Annotated in this window: 29 protein-coding genes and 1 pseudogene; 29 read left to right on the forward strand and 1 reads right to left on the reverse strand. The window is 50.2% G+C overall.

Going from position 1 to position 24,326, the window contains the following annotated elements; genetic code table 11:
• Positions 1–267 precede the first annotated feature (267 nt).
• The 21 genes and pseudogenes from NK662_RS10380 (at position 268) to NK662_RS10480 (ending at position 15,157) form a co-directional block, all read left to right on the forward strand.
• A complete protein-coding gene (locus NK662_RS10380) occupies positions 268–960 on the forward strand; it encodes an ABC transporter ATP-binding protein (protein WP_254758851.1) in 693 nt (230 codons plus the stop codon).
• On the forward strand, positions 953–2,158 hold the full coding sequence (locus NK662_RS10385; RefSeq protein ID WP_254758852.1) for an ABC transporter permease: 1,206 nt from the start codon (positions 953–955) through the stop codon (positions 2,156–2,158). The genes NK662_RS10380 and NK662_RS10385 overlap by 8 nt, the downstream gene beginning before the upstream one ends.
• Before the next feature lie 322 nt (positions 2,159–2,480).
• Positions 2,481–3,074, forward strand: coding sequence for a YpjP family protein (locus NK662_RS10390; protein ID WP_254758853.1), 594 nt, complete (start codon positions 2,481–2,483; stop codon positions 3,072–3,074).
• 168 nt (positions 3,075–3,242) lie between these two features.
• Positions 3,243–3,554 carry a hypothetical protein gene (locus NK662_RS10395; RefSeq protein ID WP_254758854.1) on the forward strand — a complete coding sequence of 104 codons (312 nt, stop codon included), beginning with the start codon at positions 3,243–3,245 and terminating at the stop codon, positions 3,552–3,554.
• Between the two features lie 4 nt (positions 3,555–3,558).
• The gene (locus NK662_RS10400; protein WP_254758855.1) at positions 3,559–3,957 is read left to right on the forward strand and encodes a PrgI-related protein; all 399 of its coding nucleotides are present in this window, start codon (positions 3,559–3,561) and stop codon (positions 3,955–3,957) included.
• Entirely contained in the window at positions 3,866–4,510 is a 645-nt protein-coding gene (locus NK662_RS10405; protein WP_254758856.1) for a TraC-like domain-containing protein, read from the forward strand. The genes NK662_RS10400 and NK662_RS10405 overlap by 92 nt, the downstream gene beginning before the upstream one ends.
• Entirely contained in the window at positions 4,507–6,336 is a 1,830-nt protein-coding gene (locus NK662_RS10410; RefSeq protein ID WP_254758857.1) for a VirB4 family type IV secretion system protein, read from the forward strand. The genes NK662_RS10405 and NK662_RS10410 overlap by 4 nt, the downstream gene beginning before the upstream one ends.
• Before the next feature lies 1 nt (position 6,337).
• The gene (locus tag NK662_RS10415; protein ID WP_254758858.1) at positions 6,338–7,342 is read left to right on the forward strand and encodes a bifunctional lytic transglycosylase/C40 family peptidase; all 1,005 of its coding nucleotides are present in this window, start codon (positions 6,338–6,340) and stop codon (positions 7,340–7,342) included.
• On the forward strand, positions 7,339–7,860 hold the full coding sequence (locus NK662_RS10420) for a hypothetical protein (protein ID WP_254758859.1): 522 nt from the start codon (positions 7,339–7,341) through the stop codon (positions 7,858–7,860). Before NK662_RS10415 ends, NK662_RS10420 begins: the two co-directional genes overlap by 4 nt.
• Before the next feature lie 26 nt (positions 7,861–7,886).
• Complete coding sequence (locus NK662_RS10425) at positions 7,887–8,726, forward strand: conjugal transfer protein TrbL family protein (protein WP_254758860.1); 840 nt, start codon at positions 7,887–7,889, stop codon at positions 8,724–8,726.
• Positions 8,727–8,917: 191 nt separating this feature from the next.
• Positions 8,918–9,337, forward strand: coding sequence for a FosM family fosfomycin resistance protein (gene fosM / locus NK662_RS10430; protein ID WP_438503609.1), 420 nt, complete (start codon positions 8,918–8,920; stop codon positions 9,335–9,337).
• A gap of 41 nt (positions 9,338–9,378) precedes the next feature.
• The gene (locus NK662_RS10435) at positions 9,379–9,846 is read left to right on the forward strand and encodes a GNAT family N-acetyltransferase (RefSeq protein WP_254758861.1); all 468 of its coding nucleotides are present in this window, start codon (positions 9,379–9,381) and stop codon (positions 9,844–9,846) included.
• A gap of 72 nt (positions 9,847–9,918) precedes the next feature.
• Positions 9,919–10,104 carry a hypothetical protein gene (locus NK662_RS10440; RefSeq protein WP_254758862.1) on the forward strand — a complete coding sequence of 62 codons (186 nt, stop codon included), beginning with the start codon at positions 9,919–9,921 and terminating at the stop codon, positions 10,102–10,104.
• Positions 10,105–10,138: 34 nt separating this feature from the next.
• Positions 10,139–10,777 (forward strand): pyridoxamine 5'-phosphate oxidase family protein, encoded by a 639-nt coding sequence (locus NK662_RS10445; protein WP_254758863.1) that lies wholly within the window; start codon positions 10,139–10,141, stop codon positions 10,775–10,777.
• Between the two features lie 25 nt (positions 10,778–10,802).
• Positions 10,803–11,264, forward strand: a complete 462-nt coding sequence (locus tag NK662_RS10450; protein WP_254758864.1) for a GNAT family N-acetyltransferase — start codon at positions 10,803–10,805, stop codon at positions 11,262–11,264.
• A gap of 505 nt (positions 11,265–11,769) precedes the next feature.
• On the forward strand, positions 11,770–11,979 hold the full coding sequence (locus NK662_RS10455) for an LSm family protein (RefSeq protein WP_254758865.1): 210 nt from the start codon (positions 11,770–11,772) through the stop codon (positions 11,977–11,979).
• A gap of 250 nt (positions 11,980–12,229) precedes the next feature.
• Positions 12,230–12,433 (forward strand): annotated as a pseudogene (locus tag NK662_RS10460) (DUF2975 domain-containing protein); the annotation flags it as partial.
• A gap of 91 nt (positions 12,434–12,524) precedes the next feature.
• Positions 12,525–12,827 (forward strand): hypothetical protein, encoded by a 303-nt coding sequence (locus NK662_RS10465; protein WP_254758866.1) that lies wholly within the window; start codon positions 12,525–12,527, stop codon positions 12,825–12,827.
• Between the two features lie 88 nt (positions 12,828–12,915).
• The gene (locus NK662_RS10470; protein ID WP_254758867.1) at positions 12,916–13,869 is read left to right on the forward strand and encodes a thymidylate synthase; all 954 of its coding nucleotides are present in this window, start codon (positions 12,916–12,918) and stop codon (positions 13,867–13,869) included.
• A gap of 12 nt (positions 13,870–13,881) precedes the next feature.
• Entirely contained in the window at positions 13,882–14,352 is a 471-nt protein-coding gene (locus NK662_RS10475; protein WP_254758868.1) for a dihydrofolate reductase, read from the forward strand.
• A gap of 190 nt (positions 14,353–14,542) precedes the next feature.
• Entirely contained in the window at positions 14,543–15,157 is a 615-nt protein-coding gene (locus NK662_RS10480; protein ID WP_254758869.1) for a CPBP family intramembrane glutamic endopeptidase, read from the forward strand.
• Positions 15,158–15,241: 84 nt separating this feature from the next.
• Here NK662_RS10480 and NK662_RS10485 read toward each other — a convergent pair whose 3' ends face one another.
• Positions 15,242–16,387 (reverse strand): lysozyme inhibitor LprI family protein, encoded by a 1,146-nt coding sequence (locus NK662_RS10485; protein ID WP_254758870.1) that lies wholly within the window; start codon positions 16,385–16,387, stop codon positions 15,242–15,244.
• Between the two features lie 225 nt (positions 16,388–16,612).
• Here NK662_RS10485 and NK662_RS10490 point away from each other — a divergent pair, with 225 nt between their 5' ends.
• The 8 genes from NK662_RS10490 to NK662_RS10525 all read left to right on the forward strand — a co-directional run bounded on the left by NK662_RS10490 (position 16,613) and on the right by NK662_RS10525 (position 24,281).
• Positions 16,613–17,326, forward strand: a complete 714-nt coding sequence (locus tag NK662_RS10490; RefSeq protein ID WP_254758871.1) for a lysophospholipid acyltransferase family protein — start codon at positions 16,613–16,615, stop codon at positions 17,324–17,326.
• An 89-nt stretch (positions 17,327–17,415) separates the two neighbouring features.
• Entirely contained in the window at positions 17,416–18,585 is a 1,170-nt protein-coding gene (gene iadA, locus NK662_RS10495) for a beta-aspartyl-peptidase (protein WP_254758925.1), read from the forward strand.
• 144 nt (positions 18,586–18,729) lie between these two features.
• Positions 18,730–18,903 carry a twin-arginine translocase TatA/TatE family subunit gene (tatA, locus tag NK662_RS10500; RefSeq protein ID WP_254758872.1) on the forward strand — a complete coding sequence of 58 codons (174 nt, stop codon included), beginning with the start codon at positions 18,730–18,732 and terminating at the stop codon, positions 18,901–18,903.
• A gap of 75 nt (positions 18,904–18,978) precedes the next feature.
• Positions 18,979–19,719, forward strand: coding sequence for a twin-arginine translocase subunit TatC (gene tatC / locus NK662_RS10505; RefSeq protein ID WP_254758873.1), 741 nt, complete (start codon positions 18,979–18,981; stop codon positions 19,717–19,719).
• Positions 19,720–19,884: 165 nt separating this feature from the next.
• The gene (locus NK662_RS10510; RefSeq protein WP_254758874.1) at positions 19,885–20,136 is read left to right on the forward strand and encodes a DUF2535 family protein; all 252 of its coding nucleotides are present in this window, start codon (positions 19,885–19,887) and stop codon (positions 20,134–20,136) included.
• A 157-nt stretch (positions 20,137–20,293) separates the two neighbouring features.
• The gene (locus tag NK662_RS10515; RefSeq protein ID WP_254758875.1) at positions 20,294–22,420 is read left to right on the forward strand and encodes a spore germination protein; all 2,127 of its coding nucleotides are present in this window, start codon (positions 20,294–20,296) and stop codon (positions 22,418–22,420) included.
• A gap of 19 nt (positions 22,421–22,439) precedes the next feature.
• Positions 22,440–23,585: a Ger(x)C family spore germination protein gene (locus NK662_RS10520; RefSeq protein WP_254758876.1), complete on the forward strand. Its 1,146-nt coding sequence runs from the start codon at positions 22,440–22,442 to the stop codon at positions 23,583–23,585.
• 237 nt (positions 23,586–23,822) lie between these two features.
• Positions 23,823–24,281: a helix-turn-helix transcriptional regulator gene (locus NK662_RS10525; RefSeq protein WP_254758877.1), complete on the forward strand. Its 459-nt coding sequence runs from the start codon at positions 23,823–23,825 to the stop codon at positions 24,279–24,281.
• Positions 24,282–24,326: the final 45 nt, after the last annotated feature.

Below are 24,326 nucleotides of genomic sequence, written 5' to 3' on the forward strand. Positions count from 1 at the left end.
GATTATTCCGGCGAGTGCCTTCTCATTTGGCACTCGCCTTCTTTGTATGCTGTGTTACATGTTGCTATTGGTGTGCAGTGCAGGTTCATTGCCCCTTGGAAATGAGAAATCTATACCATGAATTTGGACAGCCGTGAATGGTAATATGCATCGGCGTTTCAAGTACAAAGCATATTACTAGAAACTTATTCATAAAAAAGAATTTTCTGTACTGTAGCTGGCATGCTAGAATAGAAGGAAATGGAAATTTTGGGAAGAGGAGATAGGGTGCTGAGGGTTGAAATTGCAACGGCAGGATATACAGAGGAAGCGAGCATTCAAGATGTTTTCTTTCAGATTCAGGAGGGGGAACTGGTGGCCCTCATTGGGGCGAATGGAGCCGGCAAGAGCACGACCATTAAAGCCATTCTCGGCTTGCTGCCGCATGTGAAGGGGAATGTGATGTTTCCAGAAGGGGCGTATGCCTATGTGCCGGAGCAGCCCATTTACTATGATTATCTGACTCTATGGGAGCATCTGGAGCTGTTGGCGGCTGTCCGTGAGTTTAAGGGCTGGGAGGAGAGAGGAGAGGAGCTGCTGCGGATTTTCCGTTTGACCGAGCATAAGCACGAATACCTGACACAGTTTTCCAAAGGAATGAAGCAAAAGTCCATGCTGGTTCTGGCGTTTCTGGCGCAGCCGCAGATGTATATTGTGGACGAGCCGTTTGTCGGGCTGGATCCAACGGCTGTACGGGATTTTCTGCTGCTGCTGGAGAGGGAGCGGCAGCGCGGTGCCGGCATCCTGCTTTGTACCCATGTGCTGGATACGGCAGAACGGCTTTGTGAACGATTTCTGCTTGTCTCGGACGGAACACTTGTAGCGGACGGCAGCCTCGCGGATTTGCAGGGACGCTGCCGCATGCCTGGTGCGCCTTTAACGGAATGCTTCTATGTGTTGACGGAGCTTCGCCATGGATAAGCGCTTGTTCTCTAAACGCTTGCTGTCTGAGTGGAAGCAAAAAATGACATCGCTTCGCACAGTGGCGGACTGGACCGTTGCCCTATATTGTATCATTCCCGCCCTCGTGTTTGCCGGCTTGTACTACCGGTCTCTGTGGCTGGACCCACCGCCTTGGAGCAGGGCGCTGCCTGGCACGGCCTGGCTGTTCGGTATGTACCTCGTTACCTATGGCCGGCAGGCACGCTCCTTTTTGGAGGAGGCTGACAGCCTATTTTTGCTGCAGCAGCCCCATTTGCTGCGGGGCATTAGATGGAGAGGGACAGCGTATACAGGGATGCGGGTCGCATGCAGCAGCATATTGGCGGCGGCGCTCTTTTGGCCGCTGCTGCAGCTTGGAGCCGGAGAACTGCTGCGGGTGGTTCTTTGCTTTATTTTCATCCGATGGGCGGGTGTTCTGCTGAACAGACTTGTTGCTCTCCGCTTCGGGGGCAAATGGAAGCGCGGGCTGCTGCAAATCCCATTCTTTCTTGGCGGCTGGTATGCCTTATGGGGAAGTGTGTATGCTGCTCGCTTGCCCATCTCCGCCTGGATATGTGTGCCTATTGTTCTGGCTGGTCTTGTTGCTTTGCTTGTCAAGAAGCGGCTTGCCGATCAGGGAGGGTTTCTGCGGGAAGCAGTGCTGGAACGGGCAGAAGCAATGCGCTGGACGTCCATTCTTGTACTGGGAAGCGGCCAGGTGCAAAAGCCGGTGCATGATAAGAAGCCAGCCTTATTCCCGAAGTCCAAGCGGATTTGGCCGGGGAACAGACCCGATGCCCGCTTTCTGGACTCCTTCTTAAAGGACTATTTCCGGACAAGCCCCAGCCGCTCCTTTTACTGGCAGCTGACCGCCTATAGTCTCGTTCCTTCTTACATTGCGCCTTGGTGGCTGTCTCTCTTGGTTGCGGCATTTGCCCTGCTCGGACTGTATCAAAGCAGCGGCAGCCATTGGAGGGAGTTTGCCAGTAAACCGCTGCTGCAGCTGTACGGACAAAACGGACGGGTGCTGCTTTTGGGACAGCAGGCCAGGATGTATACCCTGCTGCCTGCCTTGGCTGTCTATCTTGTGCGCCTGGCAGCCTGCTGGAGCATCTGGGTGGGCTTGTCAGGTCTCGTGCTTCTCGCGGCAGTGCTGCTGCATCTTGCATTCGCGCCGGCCGGGAAGCGCCCTGCGTGACAACCGCCGCCACATTCCGCTACAATAAAAAAAGGAAAGAGGCAGCGGCACTCTTTCCGTCATGAGTCTGTAAGTGTCTGGTGGATGAGATAGGCCAATGTGACAATGCTCACACCGATGTATAAAGCTGTTAAAGTCATCACTGCTCCTCCTTCCCGGCAAATAGAATGGATAATTGTTACAATTCTATGGCAGATTTCAAAAAATTATGCATGCATGATATGAAAAAAGTAACCCTTCTGTAACAATGCAACAAACTGTTTTTGTTGTATAATAAAGGAAACAAAATGTGCATCCGCACAGAGAGATAGGAGGAGCACATATGCCGAGTTGGTTAAAACGGACGCTTGTCACGCTGATTACCGTCCTGACCTTCGGTCTTGTCACACCGCCAGCCAGCCTGCTGGAGAATACAAAAGCCGATAAGACAGCAAAAGGTGTGGAGGTATCTGCCAAAGGGCAGGGGCTGACTGCCGAAGAAGCTTTAAAGGAAGAGCCGCCCAGTCTTACACCGGCTATGTTTGTCACCTACGCTGTGGGGGAGGCCGAGCGGCAATCGATGCTGAAGTTTGGATCGAAGATTGGTCCGGTAATCGGCGACCGGTTCAAGCAGGATATCTTGCCGCGCATGGAGCAAACCCTGACAGGTTTTGCCGGCAACGTGCCAACGGAAGACCTGCAGCATCTGGCTTTGTCACAGCGGCCAAAGGGCGGCGAAAATGAAAAGATTTTTCATGTCTATGATGCCCGTTCCGGCGAGGACCTGCTGCGTTTTCATGTGCGGCGCGACCATCCGCCAAAGGACGGATACTATTTCGACTTTCACTACCACAGCAATACTGACGGATTTTTGGCGCACCATGAGCTGGGGCGCATTTATTGGAATAAAAATCAGCCACCGCAATGGCTGTCATAAGGGGAAAGCCTTGTCTGTTTTTGGGGACAAGGCTTTCTTTTTTTTGCCTCCAAACAATTCCGCCGGCAGAAGCCGGACAGCCGCGTCTTTTTTCAGAAACAGGCTCATATGCATGGAATATGTACAATCCGTACACAGAGAGGCGAGAGAAATGAACGAGGTGACAGCATGAGAGGTGCGAAAAAATTTCTGTTTCTGCTGGCGGCCAGTGCGGCATGTGTGCCAGGTCTTGCTTGGGCTGCCGATGACCCCATTGTCATTGTGCGCAATGTGACGAACGGTCTCATCAACTTCTTCATGATTGTGGCGCCTTCGCTTGGCACCGCTGCAATTATGGCACTGGGCACCATGTATATTGTGACAAATGACTCCGGCAAGAAGGGTGACTATAAGAAAAATATGAAGGAAATCTTGTTCATTGTCGCCCTTGTTCTCAGTGCCGGTGCCATTATGAAATGGTTTATCGGGCTTTTGGGGTGAAGGGATGAGGGAGAAGGAAGAATATACAATTCCGGATAATGTCCGCGGCCATTTCGAGGTGGCCCCGAATGTGTCACTGAAGGATCTGCTGTACTTTGTTCCGGGGCTGCTGATTGTGATTCCGGTGCTGCTCATGCCGGTGTCCATGTATGTGAAAATCCCGGCAGCCACCATTTGCCTGGCTGTATCCGGTGTTCTTGTGTATTTGCGTCCGGTGCGGGAGAATATCCCGTTTTGGCAGCATGTCCGTGAGCTGCTGCGCTTTGCCGTGCGGCAGCGGATGTATACATACCGAAAGGAGGAGTGGGGAGATGTGGAGCAGCTGGAAAGCGAAACGGGAAGAGCGGAAGCGGCGGCGGCAAGAGAAGGCGGTGCAGGATCTCATTCCCGTACGCGCGCTTGATGGCGGCATCGTTGTCACGGATGACTTCCGGCTTGTGCAGCTGCTGCGGGTGTCTTCTTTGAATCTGGACCTGATGAGCCATCGCGAGCTGCAGGAGGTTATGGAGAAATATGAGCTCTTTTTGCGCAGTCTGTCTTTTCCTGTCCAGACGGCCATCATGTCTCAGCCGGTTGATCTGGGCGGCTATATTCGCGGGCTGGAGGAAAAGCAGGCAAGCATGCCGGATGTGAAACGGGATTTGCTGAACGGCTATCTTGCGTATGCCCGCGCCATCGAGACGAGCACCAGCATGATTCAGCGGCAGCGGTATCTTGTGTTCATGGAGGCCATCCTCGGCACAACCCGGCAGGCATACGAAACTGCTATGCAGCAGCTGGAGCAAAAACGGAAGTATGTGAAAAGCGGACTGGAGGAAATGGGGCTGGAGGCGCGCGAAGCGAGCGGACTGGATGTGGCCCGTTACTTACATACCTTGTTCGACTATACAGGATCGCAATATCGGCCGGTTGAAGACGATCTTGTGCCCTGTCTGACGAGGAGGGAGGGCATATGAGCCTTTTCAAGAAGCAGAAGGAACAAAATGAGCTGGAGCAATACTTGGAGCCTGCTGTGCTGCTGAAGAACAAGCTGGCGCCCGGATGGATGGAAGAGCATCGCAACCATCTTGTGTTCGGGGGCAACTATGCCCGGACGCTGCTCGTGGTGGACTATCCAAACAGTGTCCGCGGCAACTGGCTGTCGCGGCTGTACCGTTTTTCCGGAAACATGAATATCAGCACACATCTCGTTCCTGTGCCGAGTGACAAGATGGTGCGCCATTTGAACCAGTCTATTGAGGAATATCAGGTTAGGCTCAACCAGCCCCTGTCGCCGGTGCGGCGCAAGGAAACGGAACGGAAGCAGCGCAGCGCGGAAAAAATGCTGGAGGTGCTCCTGCACCATAACCATAAAACGATTTTTCTTGTCCATACGTATATTCATCTGCAGGCAGCTTCCCTGGAGGAGCTGGACCGCTTGACGGAACGGCTGCAAAGCGTCATTTGGAAGACGGGTCTGTCTGTCGTGCCGGCGCGGGACAATATGCTGGAGGCGTTCCGCAGCGTTCTTCCCATCAGCGATGTCCGGCTGCCGCACTATACGCATCAAAACATGCATACCTCGGCCGCTTCGTCCATGCTCCCGTTTGACGAGAGCGAGCTGTTCATGAAAAGCGGCATCATCATGGGGCATAACCTGCACACGGATAATGTTGTGCTCGTGGACATGAATGACAAGAAGGCCTTTCCGTCCCGCAATATGCTCATTCTCGGCACGACAGGAATGGGCAAAAGCTTCTTCATGCAAAAGCATCTGCTGCGGCAATGGGTGCTCGAAAGCGCGGATACCCGCTTTTTTATTCTGGATCCCGAGCGTGAATTTGCGCGGGTTGTCAGTCAAATCGGCGGCCAGGTCATCCGGATCAGCAATAATACAGAGCATATCATCAATCCGTTTCATATTTTGCATGATGCGACGGACGATGATATGCAGGGCAGTGTGCTGTTTTTAAAAATGCAGCGGCTGAAAATTTTCTGTAAGCTGATTTACCCGGATATGACCATTCTGGAGAGCGCCTTATTGGAGCGGGCTCTGTTCGCTGTGTATGCGCAGTACGGGATTACGGAGGAAACCGTCTTTGCCGGCCGTGATGCACATTTGTTTCCTACTCTTGGAGATTTGTACCAGCTGCTGGAGGGCCTTGCCTATGCGCAGTTGGCCAGCTTCCGCGATATCCTGCGCATGTACACGGAAGGCACAAACTCCAAGCTGTTCAATGGCGTGACAAACGTGAACCTGCATAACAGCGTGATCTGCTTTGATATTAAGGATCTGCAGCAGGACGGCGACAGCCAGCCGGTGGCCATGTTTAATATTCTCTCGTTTCTGTGGGAGGAAATTACGCGTGACCGGGTGCATGGCAAGAAGCTGTACGTGGATGAAGCGCACCTGCTGATGGGCAGCGCCAAGAGCGCCATGTTCCTGCTTGATGTATATAAGCGAATCCGTAAATATGAGGGAGAGGCGATTGTTGCATCCCAGCAGCCCATCGATTTCCTCGGGACCGTGGAGGGCAGCCATAACGTCGGAAAAGCCATCCTGAACAACAGCATCAGCATGCTGCTCTTGGGTTTGCAGGATAATGACATCCGCGACCTCAAGCAGCATGATGTGCTCAGGCTGTCGGAGGAAGAGGAGCACATCATCAGCAGGCGGCGGCAGGGCGAGGGGATTTATGTGGTCGGGCACCACCGTGTCTTTATGAAGGTGGATGTGACCCCAGAGGAGCTCCGCCTCATTGATCCGCAGCAGTATGCTGAGCGTTACAAAGAGGTGACGTAGCATGTATGGCAAGGCCGTGCTGCTGGGGGCCCGCTATTGGCGCTATGTGGTGGGAGCCGCGCTGCTTTGCTTGCTGCCGTTGTTCCTGCTGTGGAGCATGGTCCCTGCGCCCTCCCCCGCTGTGCCGAATAGTGCCGGCGTTTCTGTAGACATATGGCGATGGGAGCCGATTTTGCGCGAAATGGTGAAGCGTGAGGGGCTGAATGAGGAGCATGTCGCCGTGCTGCTCGCCATTATCATGCAGGAAAGCGGGGGAACAGCGGCGGATGTCATGCAGAGCAGCGAATCCGCCGGGCTGCCGCCGGGAGCCATTACAGATCCGGCAGCGAGCATCCGCCAAGGCGTGGCCCACTGGAAAAATGTATGGAACATTGCAAAGGGGCTGGGCATTACAGACCTTGGAACAATTGTGCAGGCCTATAACTATGGTCCCGGCTGGCTGTACTATATGAAGGACAATGGCGGCATCGGCACGGAGGATTTGCGAAAGAGCTTCTCCCGGCAGCACACAAACCGTACCTCCTGCGGCTGGCGCAGCCCGTACTGCTACGGGGACTATACATATGCGGTGAAGGTCATGAGCTTTTTTCAGACGCTGCAGGGTACAGCATCCAACGATGCTTTGTACCGGCAGGTGATGGCAGAAGCCCTGAAATATAAGGGATGGCCGTATCAATGGGGCGGCGAAACACCGAATACGAGCTTTGATTGCAGCGGACTGCTGAAATGGTCCTTTGCAGCAGCGGGCATTTCCCTTCCGCGCACCGCCCAGGAGCAGTACCGCTATACAAGGCGCATTAACGAAAGCGAATTGCGTCCGGGTGATCTTGTCTTTTTTACAGGAACAAGCGACCATGCCTTCATCAGCCATGTCGGGCTGTATGTCGGCAATGGCCAAATGTACAACAGCAACAGCAGCGGTGTCGGCTACAGCGACTTGCGCAGTGCCGCCTGGCGCAGTAAAATTTACGGCTATGGCCGTGTATGGGCAGGTGGGAAGCAATGAAGCATTGGATCAAGGGTCTGGCCCTGTTGTCTGTCGCACTCTTCATCGCGGCCATTTGGCTGCTGATGCTGTATCTCAATAGCCGCAATGAGGTACAGCAGCCGGCCCGGCCTCCGGAAGCAAAGAAAGAAGTGAAGGGGCCGCAGCAGGAAGTGAAGCCGGCAAATGAAGAGCTGAGAAGGCTTGCTGTTGCCTTCAGCCGGGAGCTGTACGGGCAAAACCCATCGCCGCAGGTGCTGGCTAAGTATACGACAGCGAAAGCGAGGGCTTTGGTCATTCCGCCCGGAGACGGGGAAGGCAAAAGTGAAATAGACCGGAAAATTGTGCTGCAGGATGTGCAGGTGTACGAAGGAAGCAGCTCCGGCAAAGCGGCAGCGGTCATTGCAGCAATCAAACGGACGATTACAGTGAACGGGGTGTCCACTGCCAGCACCTCTTATATTCGCCTGGCTTTTGTAAAGGGGAGCAGCTGGCAGGTCGATGGACTCGTTCTAATTGGGGAAATACCGGCCCGCTGACAGCAGGAAGAGACGGAGGGAGCACGTTGTTTAAAAGTCCCGTTGAATATTTAAATGAAGTGATCGCTGGATTGATGACAGAAACCGCAAATGCAGCCTTTGCCGGCCTGAAAATCTACTTATTTGCTCCAACGGACCTGTCCCGATACGAATACGTGTCCGAGGCATATGACTTTGTATTCACTCTTTCGGTGATTATCGGCAGCGTCTTTTTCATCTATAACCTCATCTGCCTGCTGGTGCAAAAGGTCGGCGGCTACGAGCAGCGCAGCATGCAGGAGGTAATGGTGAAAACGGTTCTGGGCGGCACAATGGCAGTCTTGGCACCGTTCTTGCTGCAGCGGGTCATGATCCCAATCAATAACGCCATTGTCCAGCTGTTCTTGAACAAGGGCGTTCAGGTCGACAGCTTCAGCAGATTCACCGCAATACCGGGGGCCGGAACGACGGCCGTGCTGATTGCCGGATTTCTGATGGCACTTCTGTTTGTCATCCTGGCCATTCAATATGTCATCCGCACCGCGGAGCTGCTGATTATCCTCATTATGAGCCCGCTTGCCGCCTGGTCCATTGTGAATGACGAAATGAACATTTGGAGCATTTGGTGGCGGGAAATGACGGCGACCGTATTTACACAAAGCCTGCAGATTATAATTATTTGGCTTGCGTTCAACACAATCGGGGATGGGGCGGAGCTGAAGGACTTCATCGTCGGCTTTGGCTTCCTGATTTTCTGTATCATGAGCCCCCAGTTTCTGCGCAGGTTTTTGTACAGCACGGGTGCGGGCAAGAAGATTGCCGGCTTGGCGACAGGTGCCGGAAAATCAGTGCTGTTCCGGTATGTGACGGCGAAGCTGATTGGGTAAGAGGGTGCAGGCTCCTGCATCCTTTTTATATGCAAACAGCTGCCTGCAAGAATAGATTTAAAGGGTAAATATTCCATTTTAGGCTGATTTGATATAAAATTACCCGTACATTAAAAGGAGACTGTTTCTATGATATTTGAAACAGTGCCTGTTTGGTTTGGGGTCATGCATGATGGACGGGAGGAGAGAGGTTGATGAAAGGGCTGAACCACTTTTTGTTTTCTGTTTCAGATTTGGAGACATCCATCGCATTCTATCAAAATGTGTTCCATGCGAAGCTGCTGGTAAAGGGAAGGAGCACCGCATATTTCGATTTGCAAGGGATGTGGCTGGCGCTGAATGTAGAAAAGGACATACCGCGCAAGGAAATTCACCAATCCTACACGCACATCGCCTTCACGATAGAGGAGGCAGAGTTTGATAGCGTATATAAGCGATTGGAAGACTGGGGAGTGAACATATTGTCAGGGCGCCCAAGAGATGCACGCGACAAACGATCCATCTATTTTACGGATCCCGATGGGCATAAGTTCGAATTTCACACCGGCACACTGCAGGGTCGGCTGGAGTACTATCGAAATGAAAAGGAGCATATGGAGTTTTTTGAGTAAGGCATCCGGAGAAGTTTGTTTCCAAAGAGAGGCGACTGTAGATGAGATTTAAGACCATTGATGTGAAGCGGGATCGGGGGTTGATTGTACAGTTCCGCCGGGATTCCTATGTAGTCAGCTTTGGCAGTGACGAAGCCTTTGGCGATGAAGACGCGTATGTGAAGAGAATAGAAGAGCGTGCCCGCAGATTTCCTAAGGGACAAGTGCTTGTGGAAGAGGCTGGGGACACAATCGGCCAACTGGAGCTGCAGATTGTAGAGTATGAGGGCCGGGAGATTGGATATGTGAATCTGTACTACCTCGTCCCGGCATATCGTGGAAGGGGTGTGGGGAAACAGCTTGTAGAATATGCGGAGCGTTTTTTCCGCAAGCATCGTGTACAGGAATATCACCTGAGGGTGGCATCCACCAATGAAAGGGCCATTCGATTTTACATCAAGCATGGGATGACAAAGCTCAAGGAAGAAGCAAGCGACAATCCCGTGTGGCGGATGCAAAAGCAGCTGTAGGAACAGAAAATATTCCTTGGCATCTCTGTTGATGGAAATGGTACAATAAGGAAAATGGTATGGAGGAAGAGCATGAAGCATATTTTGCCTCTTTTTTGTTTAGAAATGCTGACAGTGCTTCTGCTTGCCTACAGGGCATATACACGCTGGGAGTTTTCGCTTATTCTTTGTATCGGGCTTGTGGTGCTTGCTGTCGTGCTGCTTGTGGCGTTTCATAAGCAGTATGAGAAATGCAGGGAACCCGAGGCTGGGAAGTAATGCATCCGCCAAAGGGCGCTGAGGAGAGTGTGGGATGAAACAAGATTGCCAGTTTACAAATCTGATTGAAACAGAAGCAGAGCTTCGCGATATGCTGGGCTACCCAAGTGAGCTTGTCGCCCGCAAGGTGATTGACCATTTGGATTCCAATTGTGAGGAGTTTATCTCCAAATCGCCATTTCTGGTCGTGGCCACGTCCGATGCCCACGGATTTTGTGATGTCTCGCCAAGGGGAGACGCACCTGGCTTTGTGCAGGTGCTGAGCGGAAAGCAGCTGCTGATTCCGGAGCGGCCGGGCAATAAACGGATGGACACGCTGCGCAACATCTTGCAGAATCCGCAGGTGGGCCTGCTGTTTCTGATTCCGGGATTGGGGGAGACGCTGCGGGTGAACGGCAAAGCGGTGCTGGTGAAGGACGAGGCATTGCTTGAGAGCATGGCGGTGCAGGGCAAGAAGCCGCTGCTGGGAATTGGTGTGGAAGTGGAAGAGTGCTTCATTCACTGTGCCAAGGCGTTCAAGCGCTCAAAGCTGTGGGAGCCGAAAGAATGGAACAGCCGGGAAAAGCTTCCATCAGCAGCCAAAATCCTTTTTGAACATGCAAAGCTGCCGAACACGAGTCGGGAGTCCATCCAGGAGCGGCTGGAGGAGAGCTATACACAGCGCCTCTACTAACGGAGACGTAAAAGGGAGACAGAGAATGTATGAGATTAGGATAAAAGAAATTACCAGGGATAACTGGGAAGAGGCCCTTAAGCTATCAGTGCATGAAGACCAAAAACCCTTTGTTCCCAGTATTGCGGAATCCCTTGCCTTTGCTTACATCAAACCATGGGATAAGGCTTTGGATCCTTACGTTTTATACGAATCCAATCAAATCATTGGAGCTTTTTATCTGACCTATACGCCAAACAGCGAAGAGAACTATTGGATTGGTGGATTTCAAGTTGATAAAAGGCTGCAAGGAAAAGGATACGGAAAGCAATCCTTCAAGAAGATCATTGAATTTATACAAGAGAAGCATCCTGCTTGCAAGGTTATATCATTAACAGTAGAAAAAGAGAATGAACAGGCCATTGGCTTGTATGAAAAGATGGGATTTGTAAGCTGGGATCAAGAAAACAGATATGGGGAGCACATATACAGGCTGAAGGTTAGATGACCTATGCATCATATCAACTTTGTTCTGACAGGATAAAGAGCAAAAAATGAAAGGGAATGAGCCGTTCTCTTGCTGTCTGTACGTTTTACCACTTGGGAGGTTCCCTTTTCCCCTTCTTCTTACGTTGCGGCGGGCCTGCTCTGGTCCATCGCAGCGTTTTTTTTGTGGGCAACAGAAAAAGTCCCTTGTCTAATATGTAATTTCCAGGTCATTACAGTAAACCGCGGTGAAATTTGTAATGCTGTTTCTTTTATGTAGAAGGGGAAGGCTGAATACAAAAGGAATTTACAATTTAAAATCTTTTAATCTTTTTATTTGATTTTATTGATATTATAGATGTATAATTAGGTATAACGCTGAAACCTATGGGGGATTTTCGCTTTTTACAGCAGGGGTTTTAAGGTTTTGGCTGTTTGTTGCTTTATACGGTTTACACTACAATACCAGTAAGCAGCACACATTAAGGCAACTATTTGCCGACGAGAAGAAAGGGGATAAAAGTTATATGTCGCCAGATCACATGATTTTTGAGAGTTTATGCCGCCAGTATGTGGGGAATCGGGTGGAAGTTTTAACCGGTGAACCGGAGGATATGAGAATGTACGAGGGGATATGGATTGGAAAAAATGATACAGGCATGTTTATTAAACCCGATAATCAAAGAATTATGTATATAGAATTCGATGATATCGCAGTTCTTCAGTTGGCAGTGTAAAGAGAGTTGCCGGCAGTGGTAATCCTTTTACATTGTGTTACGAATCCACGGAGACTCCTGTGGAAAATAAAGTAGATTAGGACTCTGGGCTACGGGAAACGATGTTCTCGAAAACAGCCTGACTTGTAAAGAGCATTTCCTTGTAGTGGGGAATGCTCTTTGTTTTTTGTCTGAAATTATTACTTGTTATCTATAAAAATATATTTCTAATCAGTAATGATTTATTGTAAAACAATAAAAGGTGTTTTTTATGAAGCGGGAGTCCACATTGTTTTTAAAAATGGCTGTCCTTCTTATTGGAACTCCAGTTCTTTCTTTGTGTCTATTTGGTTTAATCAGGTTGACTAATCAGCCAGTCAATCCAGACTATGCTTATATGCTGTATCCCATCTTGATTGTTATGTACGTGTCAGCAGCACCGTTTTTCGTAGCGTTGTATCAGGCTTTCGAGCTTTAAGGAAGAATGGAGATCTTGTAACAGGAAGAATGTTTTGCTGCGGGATTTGCCAATCACTGAAGCTATGATAACAGGGGATGGGGACTATATGAAGCGTATTCTGACGGCAGCTCTTGCGGGAAGCCTGCTTTTAGCCGGCTGCAGCAGCTCCAAAGTGCAATCTAAGCCGGAAACAAAGATCACCGTGGAGAATGTCAGCAAAATTAAAAAGGGCATGACTTATGAGGAAGTAAAGACCATTCTCGGTCCGGAAAGCAAGATAATTGAAAAAAACGAAGAGCGCAAGGCGGGCATCTATGGGTGGGACGGACCAAATAAGGGTGTGTTTGTTATTATTTCGTTTGCTGAAAATAAGGTCCTGATGATTCAGCAGCAGGGCCTGGCAAGTTAAACGTTTCGTTTAACTCCTTATAGCCTAGCTCCTAGTCCATAAGTTATGATAGGATAGAGCAATTTTTGGCTACAAGGAGGAGACAATAATGCATGGAGAACAAGCATATTTAGATATGTGCCGCCACATTTTGGAAAATGGCACGAAAAAGGAGGACCGGACCGGGACAGGCACCTTGTCTGTGTTTGGCTATCAGATGCGGTTTGATTTGCAAAAGGGATTTCCTCTCTTGACAACAAAGCGGGTGCCGTTCCGTCTCATCGTGAGCGAGCTGCTTTGGTTTTTAAAAGGAGACACCAATATCCGTTATCTATTGCAGCATAACAATAATATTTGGAATGAGTGGGCTTTTAAGAAATGGGTGGAGAGCCCGGATTATACAGGGCCTGATATGACCGACTTCGGCCGGCGCAGCCAGCAGGATGAGGAATTTGGCAAGGTGTATGAGGAGCAACTGGAGCTGTTCAAGCAGCGCATGTTGGAGGATGGCGAGTTTGCCCGGGTGTACGGCGAGCTGGGTCCGGTGTACGGCAAGCAATGGCGGGACTGGCAGACAACGCGCGGGGAAAGCATTGACCAAATACGCGATGTCATCGCGCAAATTAAGCGGAATCCGGATTCCCGCCGTCTCATTGTCTCAGCCTGGAATCCGGAGTTTGTGGCAGATATGGCGCTGCCGCCGTGCCACACGATGTTTCAGTTTTACGTGGCGGACGGGAAGCTGTCCTGCCAGCTGTATCAGCGCAGCGGAGATACGTTTCTTGGCATTCCGTTCAATATCGCCAGCTATGCGCTGCTGACGCATCTGATTGCACATGAATGCGGGCTGGCGGTTGGCGAATTTATCCATACGTCCGGAGATGCGCATATTTATGTGAACCACCTCGAGCAGGTGCAGGAGCAGCTGAATCGCGAGCCGCGTCCGTTGCCGTCCCTTCAGCTGAATGCCGGCAAGCAAAGTGTGTTCGAGTTTGATGTGGAGGACATTCAGCTGATCGGCTATGATCCGCATCCAACGATTAAGGCACCGGTTGCGGTGTGAGGAGGGGTACAGATGATTTCGATGATTGCAGCAATGGACGAGAATAATCTCATCGGCCGAAACAATGCATTGCCCTGGCATCTGCCGGCGGATTTGGCCCATTTCAAGCGTGTTACCACAGGACACACGATTGTGATGGGGCGGAACACCTTCGCATCCATCGGCAGGCCGCTGCCCAACCGGAGAAACATGGTGTTAACGCGTGATCCTGCGTTTCAGGCTGAGGGCTGTGAAGTGATTCATTCCCTGCAGGATATCCCGCAGGAGGAAGAGGTGTTCATTATCGGCGGAGCAAAGGTATATGAGCAGGCCATTTCATTTGCAGACCGTTTATATATTACCCGCATTCATGAAACATTTTCGGGGGACACATACTTTCCGGCCATCGACTCTGCGGAATGGGAGCTTGTATCCTGCGAGGCAGGGCAGACGGATGAACGCAACGTGTATGCACACGATTTTCTCCTTTATAAGAGAAAATAAAAAGACAGCCCGCAGGGGCAAGTAGTGCCATTTCGGTGAAGAAGCATACGAATGAAGAGACCAAATCGCATCATGATTTGGTCTCTTATTATGCATTTCTATCTGGAGTCTTGGGATTTCAGATAAAAATATAAAGGGAAGTGTTGGCTTCTGTGGAATACATTTCAATAAACGAAATAGGGAGATTTGAATGATTAAAGCCAATAACGAAGTACAAGTAAATGCAGAATTCAGTTTGAAGCAAATCACACCAATCATGTCAGTATTTTCACTTATCCTCGCGGTTTTAATATTTGTTTTTATTCAGATAGGCCTGATACCAATGCAAGCTTATTTTTCCTTCAATGATCCTTCTATCCTAGTTGTAAGCACTATTGCTGCATCTATCGGATTCATTATACTTAGCAGTTTGTTAGCGATGCTGATGCCCGCAAATCTGATTGATGATACAAATAAGACATTTCAAAATGAAACTCTAGTAACGATTGTGATTGGAATGCTTGTAATCGTATTGTTTGAAGAATTATTGTACAGAGGTATGATCCAGAACGGAATATTCCTTGTTTTTAAGAATGAATGGGCTGCAATAGCTGCTACAACTCTGTTATTTGTCTTTGCTCATAAGAGATATTTTAAAAAGCCTTTCATGCTGCTGAATATAGCTTTCCCCGGCCTGCTGCTTTGTTGGATCTATTTTTATACAGATAATATCATCGTTCCGTTTACCATTCACTATATAATGAACACAGCCACAACATTATTGTTCAAATATAATGTAATAAGGTTAAGAGGGAACGATTATTAAAAAGAGTAAAGCAACTGATATGCGAAATCAGTTGCTTCTTTTGCCATGCTGTCCGCCCGGTTCTTCCATTCAGAACGGAGGGTGTTATAGCATATATGTATGGACAAGCTCGAAGCAGTGCTTCTTTGTCCATTCCATGAGGCTCTCGACCTTCACGAACCGGGATAGCGAGCCGCCGCCCTCCTCATCATATTTTGCCTGGGCTGCAGTGTCCCTGTCGGCAATCCATTGCCGCTGCTTGTTTCTCAGCTCCTCCATTTGGGAGGGGGAGAGCTGGGTCTTCAAAGTGCTGTAAATATCATTTAGCGCGGTATCCCAAAGCTCCAGATTGCCGGCGCACATCTCGAGCCGCTGTACTTCATTCATGGCGTTGGCCGTGTTCTGTTCCTTTTCTTCCAATTTGGCAAGCTGGGCCAGGTACTCTGTTTTACTTTTTGCCTGCTGCTTTGCCGGAGCTGCCTTTGTATGTTGTTCTGCGGCAGCAGGCGCTGCTGCCTGCTGTTGCTCCTCAAAGTCATATACAAGTTGTGTATCCCTTGAGCTGATGGCCGCCATCCGATTGCTGGAAGCGCTCTGCATTTGAAATACATACGCTGTGCCGCCGGCCGATTTCGAAGTATACTCTCTGACAAATGCGGGCTGCTCAGCGTCGCTCGCCAGCAGCTTTGCGGCTTCTTCCTTTGTCAACTTGATGTCTTGGCCGCTTAGAGATTGTTTGTCCCACTGCTTCATCTTCCAGCGTCCCTGTTCTTTTGCCAGGATGAACTTCCACATGCTTCCCGTATTGGACAATTCAATGGCCGGGTCCAATGCGGAAATGGACAGCTCATCTCTCTTCGCTTGCTCAAAGCGGAAGCGGACGCGGTCATTGAGCTTCGGCTCAAAGGAAGCGTCGCATTCACAATAAAACTGGGAGACAAGCTGCTTTAGTGTAGAATCGGCAAAGTCTTCCGTGACATACGGCAGCAGCTTGGGCTTTATTACGGCAAAGTCTGCGGGCTTCGCCGGACTCCAGCCATTCTCTGCCCCTGATGCTTGGAGTGTATGAAAAATGGAAGTGAGATTCGCGTGTACGATACTTTGCACTTCCGCAGCGCTCAGTTTTTGGACCTCCTCTTGTTTGTCAGCTTTTGCTGTCACGCTCTTCGTCTCGCTTTTGGAGCAAGAAGTCGCGCTTGCGGCTGCTCCTGTAAGGAGAAGAAGCACGCTCAAGCTTTTGAACCATTTCAAATGAATTCCCCCTGTCTGTACATTACGATGCAATAATGATTGTATTAGGAAACTTTTGGGTTTTCTAGTATTTTAGTAAAATAATTTCCGGAGAAGGGGGGAGAGCCACGGAAGGCCAAGCCGGCAGTCCAAGAAAAGGTATTCTTTTTCTCAGGCTTGTCTTGTATAATGAAAAGGCACGCACAGGATGGTGCGGCTTATTTTGGAAAGATGGGGGCTATACATATGCTTCGGACTATTTACACAGCAGTGTGTTTAATTTTTCTTGTGCTGGGGACAGTTCCGTCCCTGCTCAGAATGCAGAGACTGAAGGGGAAGGTGTCACCGCAGGAATTCGACCGCCTTGTCCACCGGACTCCGCATTGGTTCGGCCGCGGCATGCTTGGTTTGACCGGATCGCAGGTGGAGGTGCGCGGGCTTGAAAACATGCCGAAGGATCAGGCAGTTCTCATTGTCGGCAACCACCAGAGCAACTTTGATATTCCGCTTCTGATGGGATACCTGGAGAAGCCGATCGGGTTTGTGGCGAAAGCCGAGCTGAAAAAAATTCCGATTGCAAGCACATGGATTGGTCTGATGAATGGCATATTCATGAACCGCAGTGACCGCCGCCAATCCCTGCAGGCAATCAAGGACGGCATTGAAGCCCTGAAGCAGGGCCACTCTCTTGTCATTTTCCCGGAAGGCACCCGCAGTAAAAGTAAGGAAATGGGAGAGTTTAAGACGGGCAGCCTGAGCCTTGCAGTAAAATCAGGCGTGCCAATTGTGCCTGTCACCGTAAACGGCACGTACAACATCCTGGAGGCGAACGGCAACCGCGTTCGTCCGGCGAAGGTTGTGCTCACGGTATCAAAGCCTGTCTATGCTGAAGAGTATCAAACTATGGATTCAAAAGCACTGACCCAGCATGTGCAGGAAATCATTGCGTCCAAATTGTAAAGCTCCGGTCCGCCGGAGTTTTTTCTATGTCTTGCCACCATAGGAAATGTGTTATGATAAAGGCGATTGCAGAGAAAGGAGTGAGCCGCATGCTGACGCTGCTGCAGGGCGGAGAAGTATACGCCCCTCACTATATGGGAAAGAAGGATGTTTTGCTGACATCCGACAGAATTGGATACATACAGGACACGATTGAAGTGCCGCACGGATTGAATGTAAAAGTGGTTGACGCATCCGGGCTGCTTGTCGTGCCGGGCTTCATTGATGCGCATGTGCATATTATCGGCGGCGGCGGGGAAGGCGGATTTAAGACGCGGACGCCGGAGCTGATGCTGAGCAATGCGACAACGGCCGGCATTACAACCATTGTCGGGGTGCTCGGTACAGACGGTACGACACGCCGCATGGAAAGTTTGTTGGCCAAGGCGCGGGCGCTGGAGGAGGAAGGGATTACGTGCTACATCCATACGGGCTCCTATCATCTTCCCTTGCAAACACTGACAGGCCGCATTCAGGACGATATCATTTTAATAGATAAAATTATTGGCATTGGAGAAGTGGCAATTTCGGACCACCGCTCCTCACAGCCGACTTTTGAGGAATTTGTAAAGGCGGCGGCAGCTGCCCGCAACGGAGGCATTCTGTCAGGCAAGGCGGGAATTGTTGAAATTCATGTAGGAGACGGCGAGGAGAAGCTTTCCCTGCTCGAGCGCATTATCGATGAGACAGAGATTCCCATCCGCCAGTTCCATCCGACGCATATCAATCGGAATGAAGAGCTGTTCCAGGCGGGCATCCGATATGCGCTGCGCGGCGGCTATGTGGATTTCACCACGAGCACCATTCCGCAGTTCTTGGAGGAGGGGGAGGTAAAATGCGCCCGCGGACTCCGTCTCATGCTGGAAGCGGGTGTGCCAATCGGCTGCATTACCTTCACCTCTGACGGCCAGGCCAGTCTGCCGGCATTCCATGCGGACGGCGAATTTGCCGGCTTGCAGGTCGGCAAGGTATCCTCTCTGTATAAAGAGGTGCGTGATGCTGTGCTGGAGGAAGGAATTCCGCTGGAAACGGCTCTGCAGGTTATCACAAGCAATCCGGCCGCAGTGCTGAAGCTTCCGCAAAAGGGTGCCGTTCAGGCGGGCAAGGATGCCGATCTCGTTCTCCTGAAGCGGGATACACTGGAGATTCACACAGTCATTGCAAAAGGAAATATTATGGTAGAATGTGGACAGCCTATGGTAAAGGGCATGTTCGAATGAGACAATATAAGCTGTTAAGGGCAAGGGAAAGCGCAGAATAAAGGGAAAATTTTGTGTCAGAGCATTGTTTGCGTTGACGGACACATGCTTTTTTGCCAAAATGAGAGAAGGAAGGCTTATGCCATTTTTAAGGGGGACCAACAAATGCCAAATATCGGATTTCCAGGACTCATATTAATTCTTCTCATTGCGCTGATTGTGTTTGGACCAAAGAAGCTGCCGGAGATTGGCCGTGCGTTTGGCGAAACACTGAAGGAATTTAAGCGCTCTACGAAGGATTTGCGCGATGAAATTGTTGAGGACAAGGATAAGAAATAAAAGCCGTAGGAAAGATGCGAGACTGCTCTTGCATCTTTTTTAGTAGATGGGGCTTGGGGGAAATGTGGTGGATATATGAACAATCAAGAAATGAGCGTAGTAGAGCACCTGAGTGAACTGCGCAAGCGGCTCATCATTACACTGGTTGCCTTTGTGGCCTTTTTGGCGGTTGGCTTTACGTTCACAAAGGATATATATGCTTTCATTGTGAAGGATTTGGATATGAAGCTGACAGTGCTGGGTCCGAGCGATATCCTATGGATTTATTTCATTATCGCCGGTGTATTTGCGATCGTTTGCACGATTCCGATTGCCGCATTTCAGCTTTGGCTGTTTGTCAAGCCGGCGCTCCGGCCAAATGAGCAGCGTCTGACACTCATGTACATTCCGGCGCTGTTCTTCCTGTTCGTCGGGGGACTGTGCTTCGGATATTTTGTTATTTTGCCGTTCGTACTGAAATTTCTCGTTGGCCTCGGCAGCACGATGTTTGAGACGATGTTCACAACAGAGAAGTATTTTGAGTTTGTCATCAATATGACCATGCCGTTTGCGGTGCTGTTTGAACTGCCGATTGTGGCGATGTTCCTGACCAGCATCGGCATTTTGAATCCGGTGGCGCTGCAAAAAATACGCCGTTATGCATACTTTGTGCTCATTGTTATTGCCGTCTGCATTACACCGCCGGATTTCATCTCCGATTTCTCGGTGGCGCTGCCGCTCTTGTTGATCTATGAAATCAGTATTTCACTGTCCAAGATTGTCTATAAGCGCCGATTGAAGAAGGAATTGGAAGAAGAAAGTGTCTACGAAGAGTAGGCACTTTTTTTCGTTTCTTGTTATACTATTTTTGTAAGCGCATACAATAAACGAAAGACATAAAAATTTAATACTTACACAGAAATTTAGACAAACTTTTTATGCTTTTGCCCTTATACTTGAAGTATATAAGCACTAAATCCATTAAAAAAGAGGATTGATATTGTGATTATGAAAAGCTTCTATTTCACCCACGCATCCGGCAAGACAGTCAAAATTATGGATATCCCCGTGCTGCAGGCACAGCATCCTTTAACATTTCACATTCAGAACCGCCTTCAACTGTTTGTCTCCAAAATTCAAAAGCAAAAGCACCCGCTCTACTCTTACTCATTCCGGGAATATCTGCGCAACTGCATGAAGTGGCCGGATTACTCAAATGTTTACGAAGTCAATTCGTTGGAAAAAAATGCATAATGGCTATCAGGGCGGAATGGGAGTTCCGCCTTTTTTTGTGTGTAAAAGACTGAGAGAGCCCGCCTGTCCAAGGGGCGCGGCTGAAAAAGCTGCGGCCAATTTCGTGTATTCTTTTACTTTTCGGGAAATATAAGGAAAAAAGAATGAGGAATGCAGGATGTGGTTTTGGCGTAGAAAACGAAAGCAAAATATAGAGGAAGACCCGGCAGTTCTGGACCTGGAGGCTGAGGTGGGCAGCGCAGATAATAAGGAGAAACCGCTGCAGGAAGAAGAGCACACTTTTGGGCAAGAATCGCATGGGAGAGAGCTGTCCCTGGAACAAGAGGGGGGACAGATGGAAGCCTTCGCGTTGAAGACGGAAGCATGGCAGGAGATAGAAGCCTCCGCGAAGCATGAGGAGCTTGTGCCCGGGTCAGAGGAAGAAACGGCAGCCGAACGCGGGATACCAGAGAGCGAGAATCCGAAGATTGAAGAGGAAGAGGTAAAGGCGGAAGAGGAGCTGCTTGAGCAGGAAGAGGCCCCTTCACAGGAGGCGGCCGAAGAAGCAGAACTCCCGGACAACAATTTCAAGAGCAAGCCGGAGGAAGACCCGGCAGCCGAACGCGGGATACCAGAGAGCGAAAATCCGAAGATTGAAGAGGAAGAGGTAAAGGCGGAAGAGGAGCCGCTTGAGCAGGAAGAGGCCCCTTTACAGGAGGCGACTGAGGAAGCTGAGCCCCCGGACAGCAATTTCGAGAGCAAGCCGGAGGAATCCGGTTTGCGTGTGGAGAACGGGCAGCAGAGGCTGGATGAGCAAACGCAGCAGACTGCACTCATGCTGAACAATGCGCTGCTGCGCGAGCAAATTCGCCTGGCAATGAATGATAACCCGGATTTACGTGCCAAGTTGCTGCTGAAAAACAATGAAGATATCACCATTTTCTATTTGAACGGCGCCGTGAATGAACAGGTGCTGAATCAGGACATTGTCAGCGTGATTCTGGACATGGACACAGTTGTGTGGAGCAACGAAGCTTTAAGGAAAGCCATCCCGCTTGCTGCTGTGCAGGAAAGCAGCGTTCTGGAGGCGGTGTGCCCCAGCCTGATTGGCGGCAGTGTATTTATTCATCTGAACAACAAAGCCAGCGGTCTGCTGTATACTTTGCCGCAGCCGCAATATCGGAGCCTGGCGCAGCCTAACAACGAAGCAAATGTATTGGGACCCAAGCTGGAGTTCACAGAATCACTGGCAACCAATACGCAGGTGTTGCGGCAGCTCATTCAAAACGAAAATCTTGTCATGGAATCCTTCACCATCGGCAAGCGGGCGCCGAAGGAAGCGCGCATTGTGTATATTAAGGACTTGGCCAACGAGGAGAATGTGCAGACCCTGCGGGAGCGGCTGACGAAGCTCGATGTAGATGATATTATGGACACCTCGGTGCTGATTCAAATGATTGAAGAGAATGAGTACTCCTTATTTCCACAGTTGCTCATGAGCGAACAGCCGCAGCGTTTGTCCTATGCGCTGATGAGCGGAAAGCTCGGCGTGCTGTTGAATGGCAGCCCGATGTGCATCATTGGGCCGGTTACCTTTTTCAGTTTTTTTGAATCGACGGAGGATTTGTATTTCCGCTGGAATGTCAGTACGTTTCTGCGGGCTTTGCGCGTGCTGGCCATGTTCATTTCCGTTATCTTTACACCTGCCTATGTCGCGGCGCTAACCTATCATTATGAAATTATTCCATCCGCCCTGCTTGTGTCCATCGGTCAATCGCGGGCGAATGTTCCCTTTCCGCCGGTTATGGAGGCTTTATTGCTTGAAGGGCTGATTGAATTGCTTCGGGAAGCGGGGGCCCGTCTGCCGACGAAAATCGGCCAGACAATCGGGATTGTCGGCGGTATCGTGATTGGACAGGCCGCTGTGCAGGCGGGATTTACGAGCAACATTCTCATTATTGTGGTTGCCTTGAGCGCCCTTGCTTCCTTCACCGCACCCAATTATGTCATGGGCACGATCATCCGGATTGTTCGCTTTCCGTTAATTATGCTGGCGGGGCTGGCCGGCGGAATCGGTCTTATGTTTGGGCTTTGCTTTCTCCTCATTCATTTGCTGAAGGTGACGAGCTTAAACCGGCCGTATTTGGCGCCCATATATCCCTTCCACTGGCAGGATCTGGCCCATAGCCTGATCCGGATTCCGCACCGGTTCGTGAAGGAGCGTCCGGCCTATAATGAGTCGCCGGAGATGGTTCGCAAGCGTGTGAAGCAGCCGAAGAAGAAACGACAGGATATTGATGAGTAGGAAGGCAGGAGGCAAATGCATGAAGCGGGCAGGAAAAGGACTGCTGGTGCTGTTGTCGGCTGTATTATGCACCGGCTGCATCATTAAGACACGGCCGCTGGAGCAGCTTGGCTTGGCGACTGCGGTGGGAATTGACAAGGGAAAAGGAGATAAGCTCAAAGGAGTGGTCGTGCTGCATCATTTTGGCACGAAGCCTGAGGACGTCGCCCAGCAGCTGACGAGCACGGCTTACACCGGACGCGGCCTTACTAAATTTATGAATTTGGAAACAAGTGACCGCCTTGTTTCCGGCCAGCTCCGGATTGCTGTATACGGAAAGGACTATGCCACGGAACGCGGCATCACGGAGCACGTAGAGGCATTAAAGCGCGATGCATCCACACAAACGAATATGTACCTGGCCATCAGCAAGACCACAGCCAAGGATATATTGTATCAATCCAAGGGGGAGGAGCATTCCAAGAATATCGGGACATACCTGTACAAAATGATTGAACAAAACATACGCGAGGACGAAATGATATCCTGTACTGTGCAGGAATTTCTTCGGGACTATTACCTGGTTGGCCGGGATATTGTGCTGCCCTTGCTGGAAAAGCGCCGTGACTATGTACTGATTGATGGGGCGGCTTTGGTCCATAGAGGGAAATACGTTACGAATATAACTGCCGATGAGGCATTTTATATTAAAGCCCTGCGGGAGGGTTATAAGGGAGGGAGCCAGAAGGATTTAAGAATTCCGCTGCAGCCGCTGCGCAGGTTTTATCCCCAAAAGGACCCTGACAAGTATGTGCATATTAATCTTGAGCAGATTGGCATGAAGCAGCAGATTACGCTTTCCCGGCAAAGAGACCCCGTTTTTGATGTGTATTTGCAGACAACCGTCAGCATTTCTGCACTGACCAAGGCGATCGATTTAGGCAAGCCGGGCGTATATACAGCCTTTGAACAGGAGATTGAAAAAGAGCTGGCGCGAAACTTCAAGCTGACCATGAAGCGGATGCAGGAGCATAGCATCGATCCGGTTGGATTTGGAGCCATCTATGATACCTCCATCCGCCATCTGACCTTGACGGAACGGCAATGGTATGATGAATTATATCCGAAAGCGAAATTTCGCTTTCATGTAAAGGTAGCAATTGCGAGGTCCGGTGTGCTTAACTAGTCAGCCAATAGGACAGTGCCAGGGTGAGCAGCGCTGCGCTGCTCATGCACATGCGTGTTTGCAGGTAAGCGGGAATTGTGCGCATGAGAAAGCCTCCTGAAGGTTTTTCTATATAGGATGTTCAGGAAGCTTTCTTTGCTATACGTCAATGCGTATGTACAATGAGAAAAACTTTGAAACTAGGCTGAAAAAGTGTAAAATTACATGTGAATACATACATTTCATTGAGGTACGGACATGAACAGAGGGGAAGCAATTGTGCAGGCTGCTGCAAAAATGAAGCTGGTCCGCACTGAGGGCGGCTACAGCCAGGAAAAAATGGCGGAGATTCTCGGACTATCGAAGAAAACGCTGGTCCAAATTGAGAAAGGCCGAATCCTGCCATCCTGGACAACGGTCATTGCTGTATGTGCTTTGTTCCCGGAAAGCGAGACTTTACAGGCGGCATTTGGCAGCGATCCGCTTGAGGTCGTGCAGCTTCTGGCACGTGAGCATGTGGAACGGCGGAGGGAGAAGACGATGGGCGGCAAGGTTTGGTGGCAGGAGGTGGCGCGGCAGGGGCGGTTCCGGCTGCAGCGGAATGTTATTACACAGCATTACAGGGTGCTTGATGAAGGGGATTACCGTTGGTTCAGCACCTTTGACCAGCAGGAAGCAGAAGTGAAAATGTTATCATTCTGTGAACAACTGCCGTAATTTTTTGGGCAGGTATGCTTCTTTGCTACAATGAAGCATGTGGAT

Origin of the sequence: Ectobacillus ponti (assembly GCF_024294785.1) — a bacterium.
GTDB lineage: Bacteria > Bacillota > Bacilli > Bacillales > Bacillaceae_G > Ectobacillus > Ectobacillus ponti.

Excerpts from the sequence above, each read along its gene's own strand:
- NK662_RS10385 (WP_254758852.1), top strand. The coding sequence starts at position 953 with ATGGATAAGCGCTTGTTCTCTAAACGCTTGCTGTCTGAGTGGAAGCAA.
- NK662_RS10390 (WP_254758853.1), top strand. The coding sequence starts at position 2,481 with ATGCCGAGTTGGTTAAAACGGACGCTTGTCACGCTGATTACCGTCCTG.
- NK662_RS10395 (WP_254758854.1), top strand. The coding sequence starts at position 3,243 with ATGAGAGGTGCGAAAAAATTTCTGTTTCTGCTGGCGGCCAGTGCGGCA.
- NK662_RS10400 (WP_254758855.1), top strand. The coding sequence starts at position 3,559 with ATGAGGGAGAAGGAAGAATATACAATTCCGGATAATGTCCGCGGCCAT.
- NK662_RS10405 (WP_254758856.1), top strand. The coding sequence starts at position 3,866 with ATGTGGAGCAGCTGGAAAGCGAAACGGGAAGAGCGGAAGCGGCGGCGG.
- NK662_RS10410 (WP_254758857.1), top strand. The coding sequence starts at position 4,507 with ATGAGCCTTTTCAAGAAGCAGAAGGAACAAAATGAGCTGGAGCAATAC.
- NK662_RS10415 (WP_254758858.1), top strand. The coding sequence starts at position 6,338 with ATGTATGGCAAGGCCGTGCTGCTGGGGGCCCGCTATTGGCGCTATGTG.
- NK662_RS10420 (WP_254758859.1), top strand. The coding sequence starts at position 7,339 with ATGAAGCATTGGATCAAGGGTCTGGCCCTGTTGTCTGTCGCACTCTTC.
- NK662_RS10435 (WP_254758861.1), top strand. The coding sequence starts at position 9,379 with ATGAGATTTAAGACCATTGATGTGAAGCGGGATCGGGGGTTGATTGTA.
- NK662_RS10440 (WP_254758862.1), top strand. The coding sequence starts at position 9,919 with ATGAAGCATATTTTGCCTCTTTTTTGTTTAGAAATGCTGACAGTGCTT.
- NK662_RS10445 (WP_254758863.1), top strand. The coding sequence starts at position 10,139 with ATGAAACAAGATTGCCAGTTTACAAATCTGATTGAAACAGAAGCAGAG.
- NK662_RS10450 (WP_254758864.1), top strand. The coding sequence starts at position 10,803 with ATGTATGAGATTAGGATAAAAGAAATTACCAGGGATAACTGGGAAGAG.
- NK662_RS10455 (WP_254758865.1), top strand. The coding sequence starts at position 11,770 with ATGTCGCCAGATCACATGATTTTTGAGAGTTTATGCCGCCAGTATGTG.
- NK662_RS10465 (WP_254758866.1), top strand. The coding sequence starts at position 12,525 with ATGAAGCGTATTCTGACGGCAGCTCTTGCGGGAAGCCTGCTTTTAGCC.
- NK662_RS10470 (WP_254758867.1), top strand. The coding sequence starts at position 12,916 with ATGCATGGAGAACAAGCATATTTAGATATGTGCCGCCACATTTTGGAA.
- NK662_RS10475 (WP_254758868.1), top strand. The coding sequence starts at position 13,882 with ATGATTTCGATGATTGCAGCAATGGACGAGAATAATCTCATCGGCCGA.
- NK662_RS10480 (WP_254758869.1), top strand. The coding sequence starts at position 14,543 with ATGATTAAAGCCAATAACGAAGTACAAGTAAATGCAGAATTCAGTTTG.
- NK662_RS10490 (WP_254758871.1), top strand. The coding sequence starts at position 16,613 with ATGCTTCGGACTATTTACACAGCAGTGTGTTTAATTTTTCTTGTGCTG.
- iadA (WP_254758925.1), top strand. The coding sequence starts at position 17,416 with ATGCTGACGCTGCTGCAGGGCGGAGAAGTATACGCCCCTCACTATATG.
- tatA (WP_254758872.1), top strand. The coding sequence starts at position 18,730 with ATGCCAAATATCGGATTTCCAGGACTCATATTAATTCTTCTCATTGCG.
- tatC (WP_254758873.1), top strand. The coding sequence starts at position 18,979 with ATGAACAATCAAGAAATGAGCGTAGTAGAGCACCTGAGTGAACTGCGC.
- NK662_RS10515 (WP_254758875.1), top strand. The coding sequence starts at position 20,294 with ATGTGGTTTTGGCGTAGAAAACGAAAGCAAAATATAGAGGAAGACCCG.
- NK662_RS10520 (WP_254758876.1), top strand. The coding sequence starts at position 22,440 with ATGAAGCGGGCAGGAAAAGGACTGCTGGTGCTGTTGTCGGCTGTATTA.
- NK662_RS10525 (WP_254758877.1), top strand. The coding sequence starts at position 23,823 with ATGAACAGAGGGGAAGCAATTGTGCAGGCTGCTGCAAAAATGAAGCTG.